Here is a 20,187-nt window from a genome sequence, read left to right as displayed (position 1 = left end):
GGGGCAGACCTCACCAAGCGTCGGAACTCATCGGGCGCGACACCCACGCGGCACAAGACGCTGCACTGAATCGGCCGGGGCCAGGCTAGTCGGCCAGCCCTGCATCCTTGCTGCCGTAGGCGTCCCGCAGCCGGGGTTTGACCACTTTGCCGCCCGCGTTCCGCGGTAGCTCGTCGACCACGATCAGATCCTTCGGCTGCTTGAACCGCGCGAGATTCTCGTTGAGGTAGGGCTCGAGCTCCTCGAGGGTCAGGGCGGTCACACCGTCGGCGAGGACGACGACAGCGACGGGGACCTCTCCCCATTTCTCATGTGCGCGACCGATGATCGCGGCCTCCGCGATCCCGGGGTGACCGTAGAGGACGTTCTCCACCTCGGCGCAGTAGATGTTCTCGCCGCCGGAGATGATCATGTCCTTGGCCCGGTCGACGACGTAGAGGAATCCCTCCTCGTCCTCACGCACCAGGTCGCCCGAGTGAAACCAGCCTCCGCGGAACGCATCCGCGGTCGCCTGCGGGTTCTGCCAATAGCCGGCCATCAGATTCGGTCCGCGGTAGACGATCTCACCGACCTCGCCCTGCTTCACATCGTTCATCAGGGGATCGACGATGCGCGCGGTGACCGCGGGGACGACCTTGCCGATGGACCCGATCTTGCGAAGTGCGTCCTTCCCCTCGAGCAGGCACGTGACCGGCGACATCTCGGTCTGACCGAAGGCGGTCATGTTGAGGGCGGCGGGGAACGATTCACTCATCGCGTTGAGGATGGTGTCCGACGCGGGTGCGGCGCCCCAGCTGATCGTGTGGAGCTTCAGGTCGCGCGGCCGGGCCTTTTGCGCCGCGCAGACCGCCTGCCACTGCGCCGGGACCATGAACACCGACGTCGTGCCCTCGCGCTCGAGCGTGTCGAGCATTTTCTCGGGGTCGAAGGCGCCCAATGGATGTATCACCGCCCGGACCCCGCGATAGAAGACCGGGGCGAATGCCGCGATTCCGGCGATGTGGAAGATGGGCGGGACGACGGACGCGACGTCGTCGTCGGAATGACTTTCCGCAGCGCTGATCGTCGTCACCGCCTGGGCTTGCAGATTGGTGTGGGTCAACATGGCGCCCTTGGGTTTACCGGTCGTGCCCGAGGTGTACATGATGAGCGCGACAGCGTCCTCGGGTACGTCGATCTCGGGCAGGTCCGCGGCGTCTTCGGCGAGCAGCGACTCGTAGCCGAGGTGTGCGGGGTCGTCGCCCCCGTCGACGACGATGGTCGTCTCGATGGTGCCGGTCGACGCGCTCACGGCATCCGCCAGCGGCGAGAGCACCTTCTCGGTGACGATGACCCGGGCACCGCTGTCGGTCGCGAGGAAGCCGACTTCCGCAGGACTCATCCGGATGTTCACCGGTACCGGTATCGCCCCGATCAGGTTGGCGCCCAGTACCGCTTCGACGTACTCGGTTCGATTGAGCAGTGCCATCAGGACGCGGTCGCCGAAGCCGACGCCGCGACGATGCAGGGCGGCGGCGAACGCCCGTGATCGCCGGTCGAGGTCGCTCCAGGTGGTGGACCTGTCCAGATAGGTGACCGCCACCCGGTCCGGCGTCATGAAGGCATGTCGACGGACCTGGTTGTTCCAGTGGTTGCGCCGCGACCGGATCGGTTCGGCGCCAAGGTCACTGGACGATTGGGCGGTGACGGTCATGGCGATCTCCTCGTCGTTCTGCGCGGTACCGGCACAGCGGCACACGACGCCGTGTGGACGTGCTGTCGATCACACAGTAGGACCGGAGCCGGATCATCGGGGCGGGTCTCGGAATCTGCGACAGGCCACCCGGCGGAGTCACCCACGACAGACGACCGTGAGCCTATGGTGAACCTGACGACGCGCGACGTGAGGAGCCGATCATGAACGTCCATCGGGCCATCGCCGACCTCGCACGGACGATGCATGCCGTGCCCGAGTCGGACGACGCGACCGACCGCGTGATCGCGGCGATCACCGCCGGAGCGGTGGCGAACGTACCCGGGGTGCGCTACGCGGGGGTGCTCGTCGTGGACCGGGACCAGAGCACTTTCGACACGCTCGCCCCGACCGATGAGGTGATGACCCATCTCGATCGTCTCCAGAAAGAGACCGGTCAGGGGCCGTGCCTGGAGGCCGCCTGGCAACAACAGATGGTCCGTGTCGACGACATCGCCACCGATCCGCGCTGGCCGGAACTGTCTCGCAGAACCCTCGAGGAGACGCCGGCGCGGTCGAGTCTGTCCTTCCAGCTGTTCACGCACCGTGGCGCGATGGGCGCCCTCAACCTCTTCTCCGACGAGCCCGGCGTCTTCGACGACGAGTCGGAAGAGGTCGGTCTGGTGTTTGCCACACATGCGGCCCTTGCCCTGTTCCGCGCACGCCAACAGGGCGACTTCCGTAGCGCGCTCGCCAGCCGAGATCAGATCGGTCAGGCAAAAGGCATGATCATGGAACGTTTCTCGATCGACGCCGTGCAGGCGTTCGAACTGCTCCGGCGGCTCTCGCAGGACACCAACACCCCCCTGATCGCCGTCGCCGGTCAGATCATCGATGCGGAGCGGTCAGGCGACGAACCGGCCTGACACCGACATCGCCACGTGCTCGAGACGCCTTTCGCGGGACAGCCCGCTGTCCTCGACGACACTGCGGCACCCTGATCCAGATGCCACCCTCAGGTAGCCGAGGTCCCCGACTCCGTGGCATCGGCCTCCCGCACGTCGAACTCACGGACATCGGCATCACGAATGGTCTGCTGCTGGTCGCTCGACGGCCCGTCCCCGCGGAACGCTGTGAGTGCCTCGACATCACCCCAACGTTCGAACACGTTGATCCGTGTCGGGTCGATCAGATCCGCCGAGAGTGCGAAATCGAGACATCCAGGCGTGCTCCGGGCCTGTTCGATCACGGCCGCGCACTCGCTCAGGTAGCTGTCGCGGTCGTCGGAGTCGACGATGATGTGTCCGGCCACGATGATCATGCTCGTTCCTTTCGTCTGCACGTCCGGGATAGACCCGAGCGCCGACCAGAACTCATCGGGCAGCAGAACTCAGTGGGCAGCAGAGCTCAGTGGGCAGCAGAGCTCATCAGACCGCAGCGGACAGCACAGTTCAGCGCGGCAGTACGGCGTCGAACGGCGCGTTCGACGCCAGGCGGCCGACGATGCCGGAATGCGTGAACTGTTTCGCGGTCTGCACCGCATCGACCACGTCGGCGCCCTTCGCGAGTTCGGCCGTCGTCGACGCCGCGAAGACACAGCCCGCGCCCGAGACCCGTTCCTCGCCGACCTTGGGAGCACGCAGGATCGTCGTGTCGGTTCCGTCGAACACCACGTCGATCGCCTCATCCCCACCGAGACCGACGCCACCCTTGACGACCACCACCGCCGGCCCGAGGTCGGCGATCCGTATGGCGGCCTCCGTGAGGTCCTCGACCGACTCGATCGAGTCCATCCCGGCGAGAGTGCACGCCTCGAACAGATTGGGCGTCACCACCGTCGCGAGCGGCAGGATCTCTGTGCGCAGCGCGTTGTCGGTGTCCAGGGCGGCGCCCGGCTCCTGACCCTTGCAGATGAGCACCGGGTCGACGACGACGTGACGCCAGGTGCGCGCGCGCAGCTGCTCGGCGACGGTGGCGATGGTCTCGGGTGTCCCGAGCATGCCGATCTTGACGACTTCCGGCTCATGTGCCGCTGTCGCGGCCTCGATCTGATCCGCGATCACCGGCGCGGCGATGGGAACGAAACGATGACCCCAGCCGGCGGCGGGGTCGAACGACACGATGCAGGTGATCGTGCCGACCCCGTAGGTGCCCAACTGTTGGAACGTCCGCAGGTCGGCCTGGATGCCGGCACCCCCGGTCGCCTCCGAGCCGGCGATGACATACGAGATCGGTGTCACGATTGCACTCCTTACTCCGTCGTCGTCCGATCGCCATGCTGCCCCGGCCGCGCGTGTTGTGCCAGCCACCGACCTCCCGGCCGGATTCCGGCGACGAACTCCCGTCCCAGGACACTACGCTGAATCGATGCCCCTGCTTCTCGGACCGATCCTTCGCCACGTCGACGACACCAGCGCCACGATCTGGGTGCAGACGGACGAGCGGGCCGAGATCGAGATTCTCGGCTGCCGTGCACGCACATTCGAGGTCCGCGGTTGCCATTACGCGCTCGTCGTCGTCGAGGGTCTGACACCGGACACGACGGTCGAGTACTCGGTCGCCGTCAACGGTCAGCAGTGTTGGCCCGAAACGGACTCCGCGTACCCGCCCAGCGTGATCCGCACGATGGGACCCCGCCGTCGAGACAGCCGTCGGGTTGTCTTCGGTTCCTGCCGATACCCGAAGTCCGGCGAGGCAGCGCTCGACGAGAAGCTCGGCATCGACGCGCTCGACAGCTACGCCGCGCGTCAGTCCGAACTCCCGGTCGATCAATGGGCGGACGTCCTGGTCCTGCTGGGTGATCAGGTGTACGCCGACGAACTGACGCCGCAGGCCCGTCAACATCTGGCAGGTCGGCGGCGCGGTTCCGCGCGGGTGAAACGACCGCCGAACGAGGTGGTCGACTTCACCGAGTACGAGAGTCTCTACCGGCACACCTGGGGTGACCCGGAGATCCGCTGGATGATGTCGACGGTGTCGACCGCCATGATCTTCGACGACCACGACATCCGCGACGATTGGAACACGTCGGGGGCGTGGCGGTCGACGATGGCGACGATCCCGTGGTGGCACGACCGGATCCGGGCCGGGCTCGCCTCGTACTGGGTGTATCAGCATCTCGGGAATCTGACGCCTGCGCAGCTGGCGGCCGACGACGACTTCCGTGCGGTGCTCGCCGCGAACGGCGACTGTTGGCCGCTGCTCGCCGATCTGGCCGACCGGGCGGACACCGATGTCGACGGTGACAAGGGCCTGCGATTCAGCTATCGCTGGGACCTGGGCCACGCACGGTTGATCATGATCGACTCGCGAAACGGTCGCATTCTGTCTGGCGGGCGGCGGGAGATGTTGAGTGATCGCGAGTTCGCCTGGCTCGACGACCAACTCACCGACGACGTCGGCGGCGTCGATCACCTGGTCCTCGGCTCGTCGCTGCCGTGGCTGTTGCCTCCTGCGCTCGGCGACCTGCAGGCGATGAACGAGGTCGCCGCGGGCCGGGACGGGCTACGCGGCCGAGTGGGAGAAAAGATCCGGCAGGCGCTCGATTTCGAACACTGGGCCGCCTTCATGGACTCGTTCCGGCGGCTGGGCGAACTGATCACCGGGGTCGCGGACTCCGAGGGCCAGCAGCGCCCGGCGAGCATCTCCGTGTTGTCCGGCGATGTCCACCACAGCTATGCGGCCCGCGCCCGACTGCCCGGGGAATCACCGGTTCCGGTCCACCAGCTGGTCTGTTCGCCCGTCCACAACCACGTGCCGGCGTACGTGAAACCGGCTCTGGCGCATGCATGGTCGCCGCGCGCGGCGCGACTGACGAGCGCCTGGGCGCGTCGCGTCGGGATCGAGCCGCTACCGCTGTCGTGGGCCGATGTCGCGGGTCCACTCTTCGGCAACACGATCGCGACCCTCATCACCGAGGAGCGTCACTCGCACGTGATCTTCGAACAGCCCGCCGACGACGGCACCCTGGTGATGGCCGGCCGGGTGTCACTCACGGACTGACCGCCGCACCCGGGTGATCACCCGGTGTTCGTGCGGCGGTCGGTGTGACAGAGTCGGTGTGCTGGTGTGCGTGCGCCAGCGTCAGTGTGTGGCGTAGGTGAGGCAGTTGGCGGTGTCCGAACTCTCGCCCGCACCGATGCGCACCGCCGTCGCGGTGCACTCCAAGCTCTCGTTGTGGATGCAGTCGGCCCGTTGGCAGGCGCCGACCTGCGGTGACACGACGTCGAGTCCGCCGTTCGTCGAGAGTGGAATGAACGTCGCGCAGTCGGCGGTGCCGTTCTGGCCTCCGACGCTGATCGCGAACGCGTGACATCCGTCGTGGTTGTAGGAACATGCACTCACGGTGCACTCGGTGACATGGGGCATTTCGAGGGTGGCCATGAACTGGAGTCTAGGACCGTGCGCGCGACGCCGCCAGCAATGTGAGGCTTGCCTGAGGCACGGGAAGTTAAGTGAGCCATACCTTTTCACGGCGCCGCCACGCGGGTCCGGCCGCGTTCGCTCCCCCGCCGCGGAGTTCTCCGTACGCTGGGAGAGATGAACGACTCGCGGCGATGTCTCGTCACCGGTGCGACCGGATATGTCGGTGGCCGTCTCGCGCCTCGGTTGCTCGCCCGGGGGCATGGTGTCCGGGCGTTGGCGCGTACGCCGTCCAAGCTCGACGACGCTCCGTGGGTCGCCGACGACCGCGCCGAGGTCGTCCGCGGCGACCTCTCCGACCTGGACTCGCTGATCGAGGCGTTCACGGACATCGACGTCGTCTATCACCTGGTCCACTCGATGAGCACCGACTCCGATTTCGCTGACGAAGAACGTCGTTCGGCCGAGAACGTCGTGGAGGCGGCCCGGGCTCGCGGTGTCGGTCGGATCGTGTACCTCGGGGGTCTACATCCCGAGGGCGTGGAACTCTCGGAACACCTGGCGTCACGGGCCGAGGTGGGCCAGATCCTGATCGATTCGGGTATCGCGACCGTCGCACTGCAGGCGGGCACCCTGATCGGGTCCGGGTCCGCGTCCTTCGAGTTGATCCGCCATCTCACCGAGCGGTTGCCCGCCATGACCACCCCGCGATGGGTGCACAACAGGATTCAGCCGATCGCGGTGGCCGACGCCCTGCACTATCTCGTCGAGGCCGCGACAGCTGTGGTGCCCGAGTCCCGCACCTGGGACATCGGCGGTCCGGATGTGCTCGAGTACGGCGACATGATGCAGGGATACGCGGAGGTCGCCGGGCTGCGGCCGCGCACGATGATCGTGCTGCCCTTCCTCACCCCGACCATCGCCAGCAGGTGGGTCCGATTCGTCACGCCGATCCGGGGCAAGATCGCCCGACCCCTCATCGAGTCGCTCGAGTGCGATGCGGTCTGCCGCAACCGAGACGTCGACCAGGTGATCGACCCGCCGGCCGGCGGGCTCCAGTCGTACCGCGCCGCGCTGGTGGCGACGTTGAGCAGGGTGCATCAGGGCGACGCCGCCGTGCCGTGGGACAACGCCACGGCGGAAACGTCTCCCGCCGAACCGCTCCCGTCTGATCCGCCGTGGGCGGGCGAGGAGGTGTTCACCACCGAGGACCGGACGACCACCACCGGTTCGCCCGAGGATGCGTGGGGCAGACTCCGCGCAGGCGTCGGTGGCCGCTGGACGGTCGTCGAGTCCGACCCCCCGGCACTCCTGCGTCTGCACGCCGACACCGCGAGCCCGGGAGAAGCGTTTCTCGAGTATCGGATTCGCGAGGGATCATCGACTCCCGGGACGTCCGCAGAGGTCATCACCACCGCCACGTTCTTCCCGCGGGGCCTCGGCGGCCTGCTGTACTGGCGGTTGGGTTCCCCGTTGCGCCGGATGGGTTTTCGTCCGGCCGACCCATTCCGCTGAGGCCGTAACGGCGATGCCGTCGCCCGCGATGATCAAGCCGGGACACCGGGAAGTCATCGCGCCCACGGCGCGCGATCGACGCTGATCGCCGGAACCCGACCCCGCTCGTCCGTGCGATGAGTGGGTCCTCCGGACCGAACCGACGATTGGTGAACGATGCACGCCTGGATCCACGCAGCGTATGGGTGGTCTCGCCGCGTGTCGCGGCGCCGTCCGCCGGTGATCGCGGCGGCGCTCGTGGCCGGCGCAGTCGTGATCGGGACAACGGTCGCGGTGTCGGCGGAGCCGGAGCAGCGCGTCGTCGCCGCAGCGACGACCGTCGGCTCGACCGACTATGTGGCGCTGGGCAGTTCCTACGCTGCCGGTCCCGGTTCGCCGCGACTGGTGGACAGGGGCTGCCTGCGGGCCGCCGACAACTACCCGCACCGGGTCGCCGCCGCGCGGGGTCTGCGTCTGACCGACGTCAGCTGCTCGAGTGCGACCACCGCCAACATCCTGCGTACCGCTCAGCGACCACACGCCGGCACGCCCCAGATCACCGCGGTGACCGCGACGACCGATCTGGTGACGATCACCATCGGCGGCAACGACCTGCGCTACATCGGCCGGGTGGCCGATCAGGTGTGTGTCCATCGCATGGCGGCGGCGTCGCTGGCCTCCTCACGCTCCACACCCGCGGGCTGCCGCACCGGCCGCGTCCCGGCCCCTGAACCGTCGGCGGCCGACTACGTCGACGTCGAACAGTCGATGGTCGCCATCGTAGGCGCTGTGCGTGCCCGCGCCCCGCGTGCTCGCATCATCTTCGTCGACTACCCTCCGCTCGTCGATCCTCGTGCGCCGTTCTGCGCGGCGGTGCCACTGACGGCGTCCGAGATCGCCGAGACGACCCGAGTGCACGCCGGATTGGTCGCCGCGACGGCCCGTGCCGCACGATCGTCGGGAGCGCTTCTCGCCGCGGCCTCGACGGCGGGTGCGGCCCACACCGCATGTTCGTCGAACCCGTGGCTCTGGGGTATCGACACACCGTCGGCCTATCACCTCACACCGGCCGGAAAGGCGGGAGTCGCGCGGCAGGTCCTCGATGTGTTGCGGCGCGCCGAGGCCTAGCGGCCCCGCGACCCGGCCGGTCTCGGCCGCCCCCGCTCACCGCGATTAGTCGACACCGATCGCCACCTCGGTGGACTTGATGAGGACGGTGGCGCGTTGGCCGGTCGCCAGACCGAGCTCCTCGGCTGCGTCCCTGGTGATCGACGACGTGACGATCTGGTCGCCGCCGTCCAGCTGCACCCTGACGGTCGACATGACGGCGCCGTGGGTGACCTCCGTGATGACGCCGGCGAGCTGATTGCGAGTCGACAGACGCATGGATTCTCCTGTGGGTTGATGGCGGAGTCGGTCTCGATCGATGCGTGACGAGGCCCGTCACCCGACGCTACGCCCGCACCGGATCGCCTCCGTTTGTTACCGGCGGGTAATGGATCGCTCGGCGCGACGCCCCAAGTGGCGTGATACTGGTATGTGGCGAGACATGCGACCCATGACTCGATTGACCGGACTTGGAGGCGAAGACACAATCATGACCGCGGAGAAGCAGCCGACCATCATCTACACCCTTACCGACGAAGCGCCGATGCTTGCGACGCATGCTTTCTTGCCGGTGATCCGAGCTTTCGCCGACGCGGCGGACATCACTGTCGAATCCAGTGACATCTCTGTCGCCGCGCGAGTGCTCGCCGAGTTCCCCGATTACCTGGAGGACGACCAGCGGGTCCCCGACAACCTGGCCGAGCTGGGGCGCCTGACCCAGCTGCCCGAGACCAACATCATCAAGCTGCCCAACATCAGTGCGTCGGTCCCGCAGTTGCTCGCGGCGATCAAGGAACTGCAGGGCAAGGGCTACAAGCTCCCCGACTTCCCGTCGAATCCGAAGACCGACGAGGAGAAGGAGATCCGCGAGCGCTACACCAAGTGTCTGGGCAGTGCGGTGAACCCTGTTCTGCGAGAAGGAAACTCTGATCGTCGCGCACCCAAGGCGGTCAAGGCGTACGCGCAGAAGCATCCGCACAGCATGGGCAAGTGGTCGATGGCGTCACGCACGCACGTCGCCCACATGACCGAGGGTGACTTCTACCACGGTGAGAAGTCGATGACGGTCGACGGTGACCGCGAGGTCAGGATGGAGCTGATCCCCGAGAGCGGTGAGACCCAGGTACTCAAGCCGAAGGTGTCGCTGACCGACGGCGACGTCATCGACAGCATGTTCATGAGCAAGAAGGCCCTGGTCGCGTTCTACGAGGAACAGATCGAGGACGCCTACGAGACCGGGGTCATGTTCTCGCTTCACGTCAAGGCGACCATGATGCGCGTCTCGCATCCCATCGTCTTCGGCCACGCCGTCAAGGTGTTCTACAAGGACGCGTTCGCCAAGCACGGCGAACTCTTCGACGAGCTCGGCGTGAACGTCAACAACGGCCTGTCGGACCTCTACAGCAAGATCGAGTCATTGCCGAGTGCGCAGCGTGAGGAGATCATCGACGACCTCCACAAGTGCCACGAGCACCGCCCGGAACTCGCCATGGTCGACTCGGCCCGCGGAATCTCGAACTTCCACTCCCCCAGCGACGTCATCGTCGACGCGTCGATGCCCGCCATGATCCGCGCCGGAGGCAAGATGTACGGCGCCGACGGCCGACTCAAGGACACCAAGGCGGTCAACCCGGAGTCGACCTTCTCGCGGATCTACCAGGAGATGATCAACTTCTGCAAGACGAACGGCGCGTTCGACCCGACCACCATGGGAACGGTGCCGAACGTCGGTCTGATGGCGCAGAAGGCGGAGGAATACGGCTCCCACGACAAGACCTTCGAGGTGCCGGTCGCCGGCGTCGCCAACATCGTCGACAACGCGACCGGCGAGGTCCTGCTGAGCCAGAACGTCGAGGAAGGCGACATCTGGCGGCTGTGCATCGTCAAGGACGCACCGATCCAGGACTGGGTCAAGCTGGCCGTGACCCGTTCGCGCGATTCGGGCATGCCCGTGGTGTTCTGGCTCGATCCGTATCGCCCGCACGAGAACGAGCTGATCGCCAAGGTCCACAAGTACCTGGAGGATCACGACACCGACGGTCTCGACATCCAGATCATGTCGCAGGTCCGCGCCATCCGGTACACGATGGAGCGCCTGATCCGCGGCATGGACACGATCTCTGCCACCGGCAACATCCTGCGCGACTACCTCACCGATCTCTTCCCCATCCTCGAGCTCGGAACGAGTGCCAAGATGCTCTCGATCGTGCCCCTGATGGCCGGTGGCGGACTCTACGAGACCGGTGCTGGTGGATCTGCTCCGAAGCATGTCAAGCAGCTGATCGAGGAGAACCACCTCCGGTGGGATTCACTCGGTGAGTTCCTGGCGCTGGCGGTCAGTCTGGAGGATCTCGGCAAGAAGACCGGCGATGCGCGTGCGGTGATCCTCGCCAAAACACTCGACGCGGCGACCGGCAAGCTGTTGGAGAACGACAAGGGACCCTCACGCAGCACCGGCGAACTCGACAACCGCGGCAGCCAGTTCTACCTGGCGATGTACTGGGCGCAGGAGCTGGCGGCACAGACCGACGACGAGGGCCTGGCCAAGCATTTCGCACCGCTCGCCGAGGCGCTCGCCGAAAACGAGGACGTCATCGTCAAGGAGTTGAACGAGGCTCAGGGCAACCAGGTCGACATCGGCGGCTACTACCAGCCGGATCCCGAGCTGGCGAGCTCGGTGATGCGCCCGAGCGCGACATTCAACGACGCGCTGGCATCCGCACGCACCTGATGTGAGCCGACGCGGCCCCGGGGTGTCGATCACCTCGGGGCCGCGGCGTCTCCGGCGTCATCGGACGTCGGCAGAATGGCCGATCGACGGTCGATCCTCTTTGCCCTCGTTGTACCAGGACACGAAATCGCGTGTGCCATAGGCATTGAGCCTGCGGAGTGAGGTGTAGACGAGTGCGCGCTTGGCCAGCGCGATGCCCTTGGCCCCGGTGATCGCCCGGACTCGTTGTTGCAGAACATGATCCTCATCGATGTGTTCGATGCTCCCGCGCGGGAAGCCCCCGGATCGTTCGTAGATCTCGGCATCGATGGCCATGTTGTTTCCGCAGATGGCGAAGCTGCGCCGCAGGGCGTCCGGTTCCTTGCGCGTGCGATACCACTCGGCCGCGTGCCCCAATCGCCACAGGACCCCGATCGCATTGAAGACCCGCGACCGGTAGCCCTCGTCACCGCGTGCCCGAATCCGGCCACCCACCAGACGTTTTCCGTCCAGCAGCGGAGTGAGCAGGGTACCGAGCCAGTCGGGTGCGGGCACCGAGTCCGCGTCCGTGCGGGCGATGTAGACGGCGCCGGTGTCGATCGCATGGCGAACCCCGGTGTCGGCGGCACAGCCGGTGCCCTTCTCGGACTCGGTGACCAACTCGACCGGTACCGCCGGGGTGGCGTCGATGATCTGGCGTACCACGGCGGCGGTGTCGTCGGTGCTCGCGTTGTCCACCACGATCACCCGGAAGCCGCCGAGAACCTCTCGCTGGAGCAGCGAGTCGAAATGTTGCCTCTCGAGTGCCGCAATCGTGTCCGCGATCAACCGCTGCTCGTTGTAGGCCGGGACGACGACGGCCACCGCACTCTTCGTTGTCGTATCCATCTGGCCATCAGACCACTCATCGCCGGTAAGGCCAACTGCTGCGGCGTGATTGGCGATCTCAAATCGTCGTCGACGAGTTGTTCGTCGGCCGCCCGCGTGGATAGCGTCGGAGGCGACCGGTCTTCTGCGGAAGCCGAACTGCACGTCGCCCAGGTGTCCCCAGGGAGTGTCATGAGTTCGAGCGCGATGTCCAGGCCTGCCGTCGGGGCGGGTGCCCTCGCGATGGTCGTGTCGTTCGTCGGTTCGTGGATTCCGTTGTTCTGGTACGACGAGATGGCCACGCTGAGTGCTGCTCGACGGTCGCCGGACGAACTGCTGCGACTGGTGGGCAACGTCGACGCCGTCCACGGCCTCTACTACGCCCTCATGAGTGGCTGGTTGCAGCTCGTCCCGGACACGACGCTGTGGGTTCGACTACCGGGAGTCGTGGCGATCGGCGTCGCCGGAGCCGGTGTCTTCGTGCTCACCCGGATGATCGCGTCGCCGACGACGGCCTGGATCGCAGCCGTCGTGTTCGCCGTCCTGCCGGCAACGGTCCAGACCGCGGTGGAGGCGCGGCCGTACGCCTTCACCATGGCGGCCGCGGTGTGGTCGACGGTGGCGCTCGTGTCATTGATCCGCGCGCTCCTCGACGGTGGGCGGTGGTGGCCGTATGCCGTCGGCTATGTCGCATTGATCGTGCTCACCGTGATGTTCGCCTCCCTGAGTCTGCTGATCCTCGGTGCGCACGCGGTGACCGTGCTGTGGGCGGCGCGTACCCGGCGAGCCGTCGGCGTGTACGCGCTGTGCGCGGTCACGGCGATTGCGCTGGTGTCACCGCTGGTGCTGGAGGTGTCGAGCCAGTCCGGTCAGGTCGATTGGATCAGCCGATTCCACTACAGCCCGGTGCTGCGAATGAACGACGTCGCGTTTCCGTACGCGCCGCAACTGACGCTCCTCGTGCTGGTCGTCCTCGTCTGGGCCCTGATCCGGGCGACGCGACGGCGCAGGTCCGGCGCCGGGGGCGACGAGCTGTCGGCAACCGCGTCGACGGCGGAGACGTCTCCGCCGGATCGCATGGCGCCGTCGTTGACGGCCGTGGCGGGACCGTGGCTGATCGTTCCCCCGGTCCTGCTCGCGCTCTACTCGCTCGTGGTCACCCCGGCCTTCGTCACGCGCTATCTGACGTTCTCGGCACCCGCTGTGGCCATCCTGTTGGCCGGCGCGTTCGCCTGGCTGGGCGCACGCCGCCGGCTGTTCTCGATTCCTGCGGCAGCCGTGTGGACCGCGGTCTTCGTCGTCCTGGCGATCCCGAGTGTGGTGTTCCTGCATTCGACGTTCGCCAAGCCGTTCGGCTCGGACTATCGGACGGTCTCGGCGTATCTCGGGTCCCACGTCGACCGCGACGACTGCGTCGTGTACGGATATCTCGAACATCCGGAGTACAACGCCCGTTTCGTCTCCCAGGGATATCCGCAGGGATTCGGCAGCGGCCGCGACCTCCTGGTCGACCGATCGGTGCCGTCCGCGGTCGAGCGTGGTCAGCTGTGGGAGAAGGATGTGCCGGTCGAGACCGTGGGTGCACGCGCAGCCGGGTGCCCACGCGTGTGGGTGCTCACCGACGATGCGGATGCGAACACTCCGGTCACGAGTCTGCGACAGGCCGGTTTTCGTGATCAGCCGCCGATGACCGCCAAGGAACTGCGGGTGATCGAATTCCTGCCGCCGCCCGGCGAATCCTCACCAGGTGCGCGGTGACCGGTCGGCCCGGAGCGCGGCATCGGGCCACATCCGCGGACAGGGTGCGCCCGGGATCGTCGCCACCTCGAAGTGCCACCACTCGTTGACGAAGGTCCGGCACAGTCCCCATCGCGAGCCATGCGCCTCCAGCCAGGCTGCGCCCGCCCGTGGTCCCACGTCGATCGCCCGACCGGTCACATGCGGGGACTGCTCCGGAGGCAACACCCAGCGGCGCGCGGCGCCGGGTGATCCGTAGGTGGCGATCCCGTCGCGCCAGAGCTGCCGCTGCTCGGCCACCGACCTCTTGCCGGAGGTGATCCAGATCGAGATCCCCTCGGTGCGGGCGGTGTCCGCTGCCTGCGTGTAGGCCAGCGCGAGGGCGGGCTCGAGTCCGGCGGTTCCGGCAGCCGCCTCGACATCGGCGGCCGCGACCGTGGACACCGACATGCAGAGGGCCGCTGCGACTCCTGCCAGGACGATCCTGGTCGCGAGGACGCGCAGGCGGGCGCGGAGCAGATCGCTCATCGCCGACTGCCGTGCGGAGTCGGGTGGCGGCGACGCCGACAACGGATCAGTGTGCACACGAGTAGTAAACCCGAGCACCACCGCGGAGCGCACCGTGCGCCGATCCGAGGGCGTCAGACCGGTAGCTGAGCGCCGCTCGTCCGCCGCAGATCCGAGAACGCCTGGATCGACGTGGACATCGCGGTGGCCACCGGACGTGCATCGCCCGCGGCCTCTGACTTCGACACCATCACGACATTGTCGATATACGGCTGGATGGTGCTCGTGTTCTGCACGGTCGCCACGATGATCAATTGGAATCCGAACTTGCGGAACGCCGCGAGTGCCTGTTGGGCGAACTGCGGATCCGATTTGGAGAAGGCCTCGTCGAGCATGAGCTGGGCGAAGATCGGCCGGTTGTCGGTGCCGTCGGGGCTGGCCAGGTTGAAGCTCAGTGCACCGGCGAGGCAGAACGCCATCAGCTTCTCCTGCTCGCCGCCCGAGTTGTCGCCGGCGTTGCTGTAGGTCCGGATCGTCTCGCCGGACGACGCGTCGTGCTCCTCGCAGTAGAAGTCGAAACGGTTGCGGACGTCGAGGGCGTCCCGCGTCCATGCGCGGTCCTCGGGTGTGGCGCCCGCGAGCCGCTCGCGCAGCAGGATGATGTCTGCGTACTGCTCCAGGATCGCCTGTTCGTCGCCGAAACTGACGGCTGTGGTGCGTTGCGAGATCTGGCGTGCCTTCTCGGTGAGCTCGGTGACGGCCGCGAGATGCTTACGCCCCGGATGCAGGCGCAGCCGGGTGCCCCGGTTGAACGCCACGGCCCCGAGTCCGGTGTTGACCCGTTCGATCTGCTCGACGATCCGTCGTTCCTCGGCGTCGGCGGCCATGTGCAGGTTGAGGATCGCGCCGGGCGCCTGCTCGGTGATCAGGCGACGCATCCGGTCATAGGCCGTCGGCAGCTCACGCTCGTCGATGCGGCGACTCAGCGCGACGTAGTCGTGGATGCGCTCGTCGAAATCGTCGCTGTCGTTGGGTATCGCGTCGGGGAACTCTTCGTCGTAGGTGTCGAGGATCCGTGCGATCTCGTCGCGCGAGCGTCGGGCGTCCGATCGCATGCGGTCGCGATCCTTGACCACCGACTTCATCAGTTCCTGCCGAAATGACTCGGGCGCAAGGACATCGAGGGTCGCCGCAGAGTCCTCGCGGAAACCGTCGAGGGTGTTCTCCGCTTGCGCGGGAACATCTTCCGGCCGGAGCTTGTCGACGAGGTCCAGCAGCTGAGTCCGGCGCTGGTCGTGGGTGGCGATCTTGTCCCGGACCAGGGCTGCCTGCGAGATCGCCGACCGCACCTGCTCCCAGATGTCCTCGGCCTTGCGTTGGAGCGCCTCGATGTCGGGATGCTCCTCCATCAGCAACTCGTACTGCTCGGTCAGCTGCTCGACGCGATCGTCCGCGGAGTCCGTGTCGATCTCGCTCCACTGGGTGAACTGCTCGCACACGCGGCGGTAGGCGTCGCGCTGCTGTTCCTTGGCCGAGCGTTCACGGTCGAGTGCGGCACTGGCCTCACGGGCCTTCTCGTACACCCGTTGCTCGGAGTCGAGCTCCTCCTGCAGCGCCGCGATCTTCGCGTCGACGTTGCCCACGAAGATGTACTGGGACGGACGCAGCACCTGACGGTCGTCCTTGATGGCCAACTTCGCCGAGTCCTTGCGCAGCCCCTTGTCGGTGACCGCGCGGGGATGATCCGGGAAGTCCGACGGGTAGTCGACGCAGACGTAGTTGCCGAGGCGGGCCAGGATCGCCACGGCCTCATCGGAACACGGGTGCTCGGGGTCCACGGCGCGCAGCGTCGCGCCGAGCGTGCCGGGCTCGGCGGGCGGTGCGGGGCGGTTCTCGGCATGGTGGAGCTGGATTCGGCCGCGCATGTCGTGAGTGTTGACGTACCGCAGCGCAGCCTCGAAGTGCTTGTCCGGGACCAGCAACCGGAGACCGGCATTGCGCAGGATCTTCTCCACCGCCAGTCGCCACCGTTCGTGATCCGGGTCCAGCTCGACCAACTCGGCGACATAGCGCAGTTCGGACTCGTCGATGCCGAGCGCGGTCGCGATCGACTTGCGCATCTCGTGTTCCGTACGGGGCAGGGCGGAGCCGGCCTGTTCCACACGGTTCAACTCGTCCTGGGCGGCGTCGCGCTGGGTACGGGCGGCCACCTCACGGGCCAGATACTCCGCGAAATGCGCCTTCCCGGCCTCGAGTTGGCCGTCTATCCGTGTCGCCTCCTCCATCAGGTTCTCCCGCAGGGACCAGAACTCCTCGGCGTCGTCGGGTGGTCCGAAGTCGAGCGCGGCCACCTTGTGCTCGTAGCTCGCCCGCCGCATCGACACCTCGTTGCTCAGCCGCTGTGCGGAGGTCAGCTGTTCCTGCAGCGGCGCCAGATCCCCGGTGGATGTGGCGATCCGGGACAACAGGTGGCTGTGGTCCTGGCGGAGTTGATCGTGCTGCGACGTCAAAGCCGCGAGATCGGAGTCCAGTCGGGCGATCTGATCGTCGAGATCGGCGATCTCCGGCTCGGCGCTGCGCCGGCGGAGGTTGTTCATGTATGCCCGCACGATCGCGGTGTCGATGGTGTCGAGAACGGTGAAGGTCGCGGCCTCCGTCGCGTACCGCTCCTGCACCGCCTCGATGTTGCCGAGGATGGTGCGTTTGCGTCGGGCCACGTCGAGGAGACCGCGGGCCTCGACGAGCGGATCGATCTGCTCCAGGGCGTCGGAGATCCCCACGATGCTGGTGGGCTCGTCGAGCATGAACTCGCGGACGAACTGGGCGAGACCGCCGACACTCTTGAGTGACTTCGCCTTGCCGAGGAGTTGTTGGGCCGCATCGGATCCGCGGATACCGATCAGCGAGTACAACGTGGCGAGGTACTTCCCCTCACCCGGTCCCCCACGCCATCCGCGTTCCCGGAACTTCGCCGAGTTGTAGTTGTTGCGCGCCCATTCGTTGCAGACATCGACGATGTCGACGTCACCGTCGCTGATGAAGTAGGAGCTGTGCGCGTCCGTCATCTTGCCGGCGGCCAGCCACTTCAGCACCAGCCCGGTGATCGACGCCCCCGACGTCGACGTGTAGGTGACCGAGATCGCCGCCCATGCGGGTCCGGTGCCGCGCAGGTACATGATCTCCCGCGCATTCGTCCCGTCACGCCGTTCACCCCAGGCACCGCGGACGTACTTGCCGACGGTGCGACGCCCGCTCGAAGAACCGGCCGCGGTGGCATCGCCGGAGGCGTTGAAGTTGCGTCGGTGGTCGGGAAGGAAGGCCAACGAGATCGCGTCGAGCAGTGAGGACTTGCCGCTGCCGGAGGAACCCGTGATCAGTGATCCGTTGGGACTGAACGGGATCGAGTGGTACCCGTCGAAGACGCCCCAGTTGACCAACTGCAACCGGGACAGGTGGTACTGGTCTACCTGTCCGTTCACCAGTCGTCTCCCTCATCGTTCTCGTCGTCGTCCCGGTCGTCCAGGCTGCTCGCAACCGCGTCGTCGGGAGGACTGTCGCCGGCGCCGATGAACTGCTCGAACTGACGTTGCAGATCGGTGATCACCGATGCGGACATGACCGCCGTGATCACCGGGCTGACCGTGAACGTGTCGGGGTCGTCGCGATGTCTGCGGAGGAACTCGATCTCCTCGAGTTTGTCGACGGAACGTTCGATGCGCTTGTCGAACTGCGCCAGATCGCGGTCGATGGCGTTGGTGACCCCCGCGAACAGTTCGTGGATCTCCTCGCGGGTGATCAGCACCACGTCGTCGCGTGACGCGCGCAGATACTTCGCCAGGTGCAGCGCCAGGATCGCGTCGTAGGCGTGGATCGTCTCACGCTTGAGAATCCTTCTCCCCCAACGAGAGTCATATCCCGCCTGCTCGACGTAGGCCACCTCGAGCTCGTCGACGACACGCAGCCGAAGGTCCAGCTCGGACAGCCGCACCCGCAGGACGTCCTCGTACTCGGTGACCCACGCCCACAGCTGCGGCTGTCGCTCACCGCTGACGAAACGTCGGGTCAGCAGATTCTGCAGGGCCCAGCACGCGCGATCCGGCAGGGCGCTGACGTCGCCGTCGAATCGCGGCACCCGCGGTCCGTCGTCGGCGACGGCGGTCTTGTGTGTCGTCGGCAGTTGGTCGAATCCGGCGTACTCGTCCGGGATTCCCTCGTCGCCGCGGCTCTCGAGATCTGTGGTCATGATGCGTCGACCTCCGCGGTCGGGATGGGTTCGGTGAACGTCAGGGCGGGGACCTCGATGATCCGGTCCTCTCCTTCCAGCGAGCGAAAGCGAACGGAGACAGAGTCGTCGCCGGCGCCGTCGGTCTGCTTGAGTGCCCACGACCACAGCACGATGACGTGCGCGAGGTACGGTTCGTCCAGTCTGCCGATGACGTCGGACAACGTGACCGGGCCCGCGCCGACGGCGGTGTTCACCATCTCGGTCAGTTCGACAGTGTCCACCTGTCCGGCCAGCGACGCAAAGGACGAGAGGTCGGCGGCACCGTCGGCGGGCAGTGCCGGTGCGGGCGGAGCGGGATCGCGGATCTCGAACGCCAGCCGACCGGCGGAGGTGACCGATGGTGTGGCCAGCGGCAGTTCGTATCCGAGACGGCGGTCGGCCAGGGATGTCTTCAGCAGCTCGTTCGCGGTGGCGAGTGCGTCATTGAGCTGACGCGCGACGCCACGACTCTGCTCCAGTGTTCCCGCGGCGACGAAGCGTCGGATCCGTCGGGCGCATCGTTGGCGGGTGCGCCCGACCTCGCCCATCTGCTGGGTGACGAGCCCGAAGAAGTTGTCCATCACCGACCGCAATGCGTGGTCCATCCCGGGGAGCCGCAGTGTCACCGTCTCGATGTCGGTGACCAGCCGCGCCCGTTGCTGCGGGTCCTGGATCATGTGCGTGAAGGCGTGATACGAGGTGCTCTGTGCGGACTCCAGAAGTGATTCGTAATCGTCGAACATCTGGCGCTGCCGGTCGCGGTAGGCCAGATCGGAGTCGTTCGGATCGTCGAGCAACTGGGTCGTGATGCGGTCGAGCATCGCGCCGTACTGGCCGATGTCGGAGATCACCTGCTCCATCTGGTAGGCGATGGCGCGTGCCTCGTCTTCGGCGCCGCGCAGGTCGGGATCGGGTCGGCGCCCGGCGTCGAGGTCGGCCAACTCCGCGTCGAGCTCCTCGATCTGGTGCTCGATGTCCGCGCGGATCACTCGCGGATCGTCGGTGACGTGGCCGGCGACACGTCGCAGCCCGGCGGCGATTCCGGTGATCGATCCGCCGGTGGCCACGCTGTCCTCCCGGCGCAGCCGACGGGTGTAGTCGAGCACCGACCGCGCCTCCGATGTCAGATGACACTGATTCTGGGCGGAGTCCTGACTCGTGTCGGTCACCCGGTGAAGCCAGCCCTGGCGGGCCCAGAGTTTGATCATCTCGAGGCCGTTGGGCACGTCGCCGACCTCGAGGTCGGCGAGATCACGTTCGAGGCGCACCGCCAGTTCGGTCTCCGGCACCCTCGTCCCGAAGTCGAGGTGACGTTCCATCAAGGTGACGTACAGAGCCGAGTTGGTCGCGGCGAACAGGCGGACCGCCGCAGAACGCTGGATGGACCGGTTGGCTTCCCAGGCATCAGCCAATGTCGGCTGGTCAGCACTCTCCATCGCCGCCTCCCGGGTTCACGTCGGACACTTT

16 protein-coding genes are annotated in these 20,187 nt (G+C 66.8%); 6 read left to right on the top strand and 10 right to left on the bottom strand.

Annotated elements, in window-relative coordinates; all coding sequences use genetic code 11:
- Nucleotides 1–85: 85 nt before the first annotated feature.
- Nucleotides 86–1,693 (bottom strand): fatty-acid--CoA ligase FadD5, encoded by a 1,608-nt coding sequence (gene fadD5, locus EEB19_RS01965; protein ID WP_187582627.1) that lies wholly within the window; start codon nt 1,691–1,693, stop codon nt 86–88.
- A gap of 203 nt (nt 1,694–1,896) precedes the next feature.
- Between fadD5 and EEB19_RS01960 the strand changes: the two genes are divergently transcribed.
- Entirely contained in the window at nt 1,897–2,598 is a 702-nt protein-coding gene (locus EEB19_RS01960; RefSeq protein WP_187582625.1) for a GAF and ANTAR domain-containing protein, read from the top strand.
- A gap of 89 nt (nt 2,599–2,687) precedes the next feature.
- Here the strand turns inward: EEB19_RS01960 and EEB19_RS01955 are convergent, their stop codons facing one another.
- Both EEB19_RS01955 and EEB19_RS01950 read right to left on the bottom strand, forming a co-directional pair.
- Nucleotides 2,688–2,993 (bottom strand): putative quinol monooxygenase, encoded by a 306-nt coding sequence (locus EEB19_RS01955; RefSeq protein ID WP_187582623.1) that lies wholly within the window; start codon nt 2,991–2,993, stop codon nt 2,688–2,690.
- 130 nt (nt 2,994–3,123) lie between these two features.
- Nucleotides 3,124–3,912, bottom strand: a complete 789-nt coding sequence (locus tag EEB19_RS01950) for a hydroxymethylpyrimidine/phosphomethylpyrimidine kinase (RefSeq protein ID WP_187582621.1) — start codon at nt 3,910–3,912, stop codon at nt 3,124–3,126.
- A 127-nt stretch (nt 3,913–4,039) separates the two neighbouring features.
- Between EEB19_RS01950 and EEB19_RS01945 the strand changes: the two genes are divergently transcribed.
- On the top strand, nt 4,040–5,674 hold the full coding sequence (locus EEB19_RS01945; RefSeq protein WP_187582619.1) for an alkaline phosphatase D family protein: 1,635 nt from the start codon (nt 4,040–4,042) through the stop codon (nt 5,672–5,674).
- Between the two features lie 81 nt (nt 5,675–5,755).
- On the opposite strand, the gene EEB19_RS01940 is transcribed toward EEB19_RS01945, so the two are convergent.
- Nucleotides 5,756–6,055, bottom strand: a complete 300-nt coding sequence (locus tag EEB19_RS01940) for a DUF1540 domain-containing protein (RefSeq protein ID WP_187582616.1) — start codon at nt 6,053–6,055, stop codon at nt 5,756–5,758.
- 156 nt (nt 6,056–6,211) lie between these two features.
- Here EEB19_RS01940 and EEB19_RS01935 point away from each other — a divergent pair, with 156 nt between their 5' ends.
- Both EEB19_RS01935 and EEB19_RS01930 read left to right on the top strand, forming a co-directional pair.
- Nucleotides 6,212–7,549: an NAD(P)H-binding protein gene (locus EEB19_RS01935; RefSeq protein ID WP_187582614.1), complete on the top strand. Its 1,338-nt coding sequence runs from the start codon at nt 6,212–6,214 to the stop codon at nt 7,547–7,549.
- Nucleotides 7,550–7,747: 198 nt separating this feature from the next.
- Nucleotides 7,748–8,656: a GDSL-type esterase/lipase family protein gene (locus tag EEB19_RS01930; protein WP_262365369.1), complete on the top strand. Its 909-nt coding sequence runs from the start codon at nt 7,748–7,750 to the stop codon at nt 8,654–8,656.
- 45 nt (nt 8,657–8,701) lie between these two features.
- Here EEB19_RS01930 and EEB19_RS01925 read toward each other — a convergent pair whose 3' ends face one another.
- Complete coding sequence (locus EEB19_RS01925; protein ID WP_187582610.1) at nt 8,702–8,914, bottom strand: molybdopterin-binding protein; 213 nt, start codon at nt 8,912–8,914, stop codon at nt 8,702–8,704.
- Between the two features lie 211 nt (nt 8,915–9,125).
- On the opposite strand from EEB19_RS01925, the gene EEB19_RS01920 reads away from it, so the two are divergent.
- Nucleotides 9,126–11,366: an NADP-dependent isocitrate dehydrogenase gene (locus EEB19_RS01920; RefSeq protein ID WP_187582608.1), complete on the top strand. Its 2,241-nt coding sequence runs from the start codon at nt 9,126–9,128 to the stop codon at nt 11,364–11,366.
- A 57-nt stretch (nt 11,367–11,423) separates the two neighbouring features.
- Here EEB19_RS01920 and EEB19_RS01915 read toward each other — a convergent pair whose 3' ends face one another.
- Entirely contained in the window at nt 11,424–12,233 is an 810-nt protein-coding gene (locus tag EEB19_RS01915; RefSeq protein ID WP_187582606.1) for a glycosyltransferase family 2 protein, read from the bottom strand.
- Between the two features lie 171 nt (nt 12,234–12,404).
- Here EEB19_RS01915 and EEB19_RS01910 point away from each other — a divergent pair, with 171 nt between their 5' ends.
- The gene (locus EEB19_RS01910; RefSeq protein WP_262365368.1) at nt 12,405–13,970 is read left to right on the top strand and encodes a mannosyltransferase; all 1,566 of its coding nucleotides are present in this window, start codon (nt 12,405–12,407) and stop codon (nt 13,968–13,970) included.
- Here the strand turns inward: EEB19_RS01910 and EEB19_RS01905 are convergent.
- From EEB19_RS01905 to EEB19_RS01890, 4 genes are all read right to left on the bottom strand, one after another.
- The gene (locus EEB19_RS01905) at nt 13,953–14,399 is read right to left on the bottom strand and encodes a M15 family metallopeptidase (protein ID WP_187583086.1); all 447 of its coding nucleotides are present in this window, start codon (nt 14,397–14,399) and stop codon (nt 13,953–13,955) included. The two genes, EEB19_RS01910 and EEB19_RS01905, sit on opposite strands and share 18 nt — an antisense overlap.
- A gap of 191 nt (nt 14,400–14,590) precedes the next feature.
- Nucleotides 14,591–17,935 carry an ATP-binding protein gene (locus EEB19_RS01900; protein ID WP_187582604.1) on the bottom strand — a complete coding sequence of 1,115 codons (3,345 nt, stop codon included), beginning with the start codon at nt 17,933–17,935 and terminating at the stop codon, nt 14,591–14,593.
- The gene (locus EEB19_RS01895) at nt 17,932–18,699 is read right to left on the bottom strand and encodes a DUF4194 domain-containing protein (RefSeq protein ID WP_187582602.1); all 768 of its coding nucleotides are present in this window, start codon (nt 18,697–18,699) and stop codon (nt 17,932–17,934) included. The genes EEB19_RS01900 and EEB19_RS01895 overlap by 4 nt, the downstream gene beginning before the upstream one ends.
- Nucleotides 18,696–20,156, bottom strand: coding sequence for a DUF3375 domain-containing protein (locus EEB19_RS01890; RefSeq protein WP_187582600.1), 1,461 nt, complete (start codon nt 20,154–20,156; stop codon nt 18,696–18,698). Before EEB19_RS01890 ends, EEB19_RS01895 begins: the two co-directional genes overlap by 4 nt.
- Nucleotides 20,157–20,187 lie beyond the last annotated feature (31 nt).

The sequence above is a fragment of the Gordonia sp. OPL2 genome, assembly GCF_003797825.1.
In the GTDB taxonomy this organism is placed as follows: Bacteria; Actinomycetota; Actinomycetes; order Mycobacteriales; family Mycobacteriaceae; genus Gordonia.
This window is presented reverse-complemented; position numbering and strand designations above follow the sequence as displayed.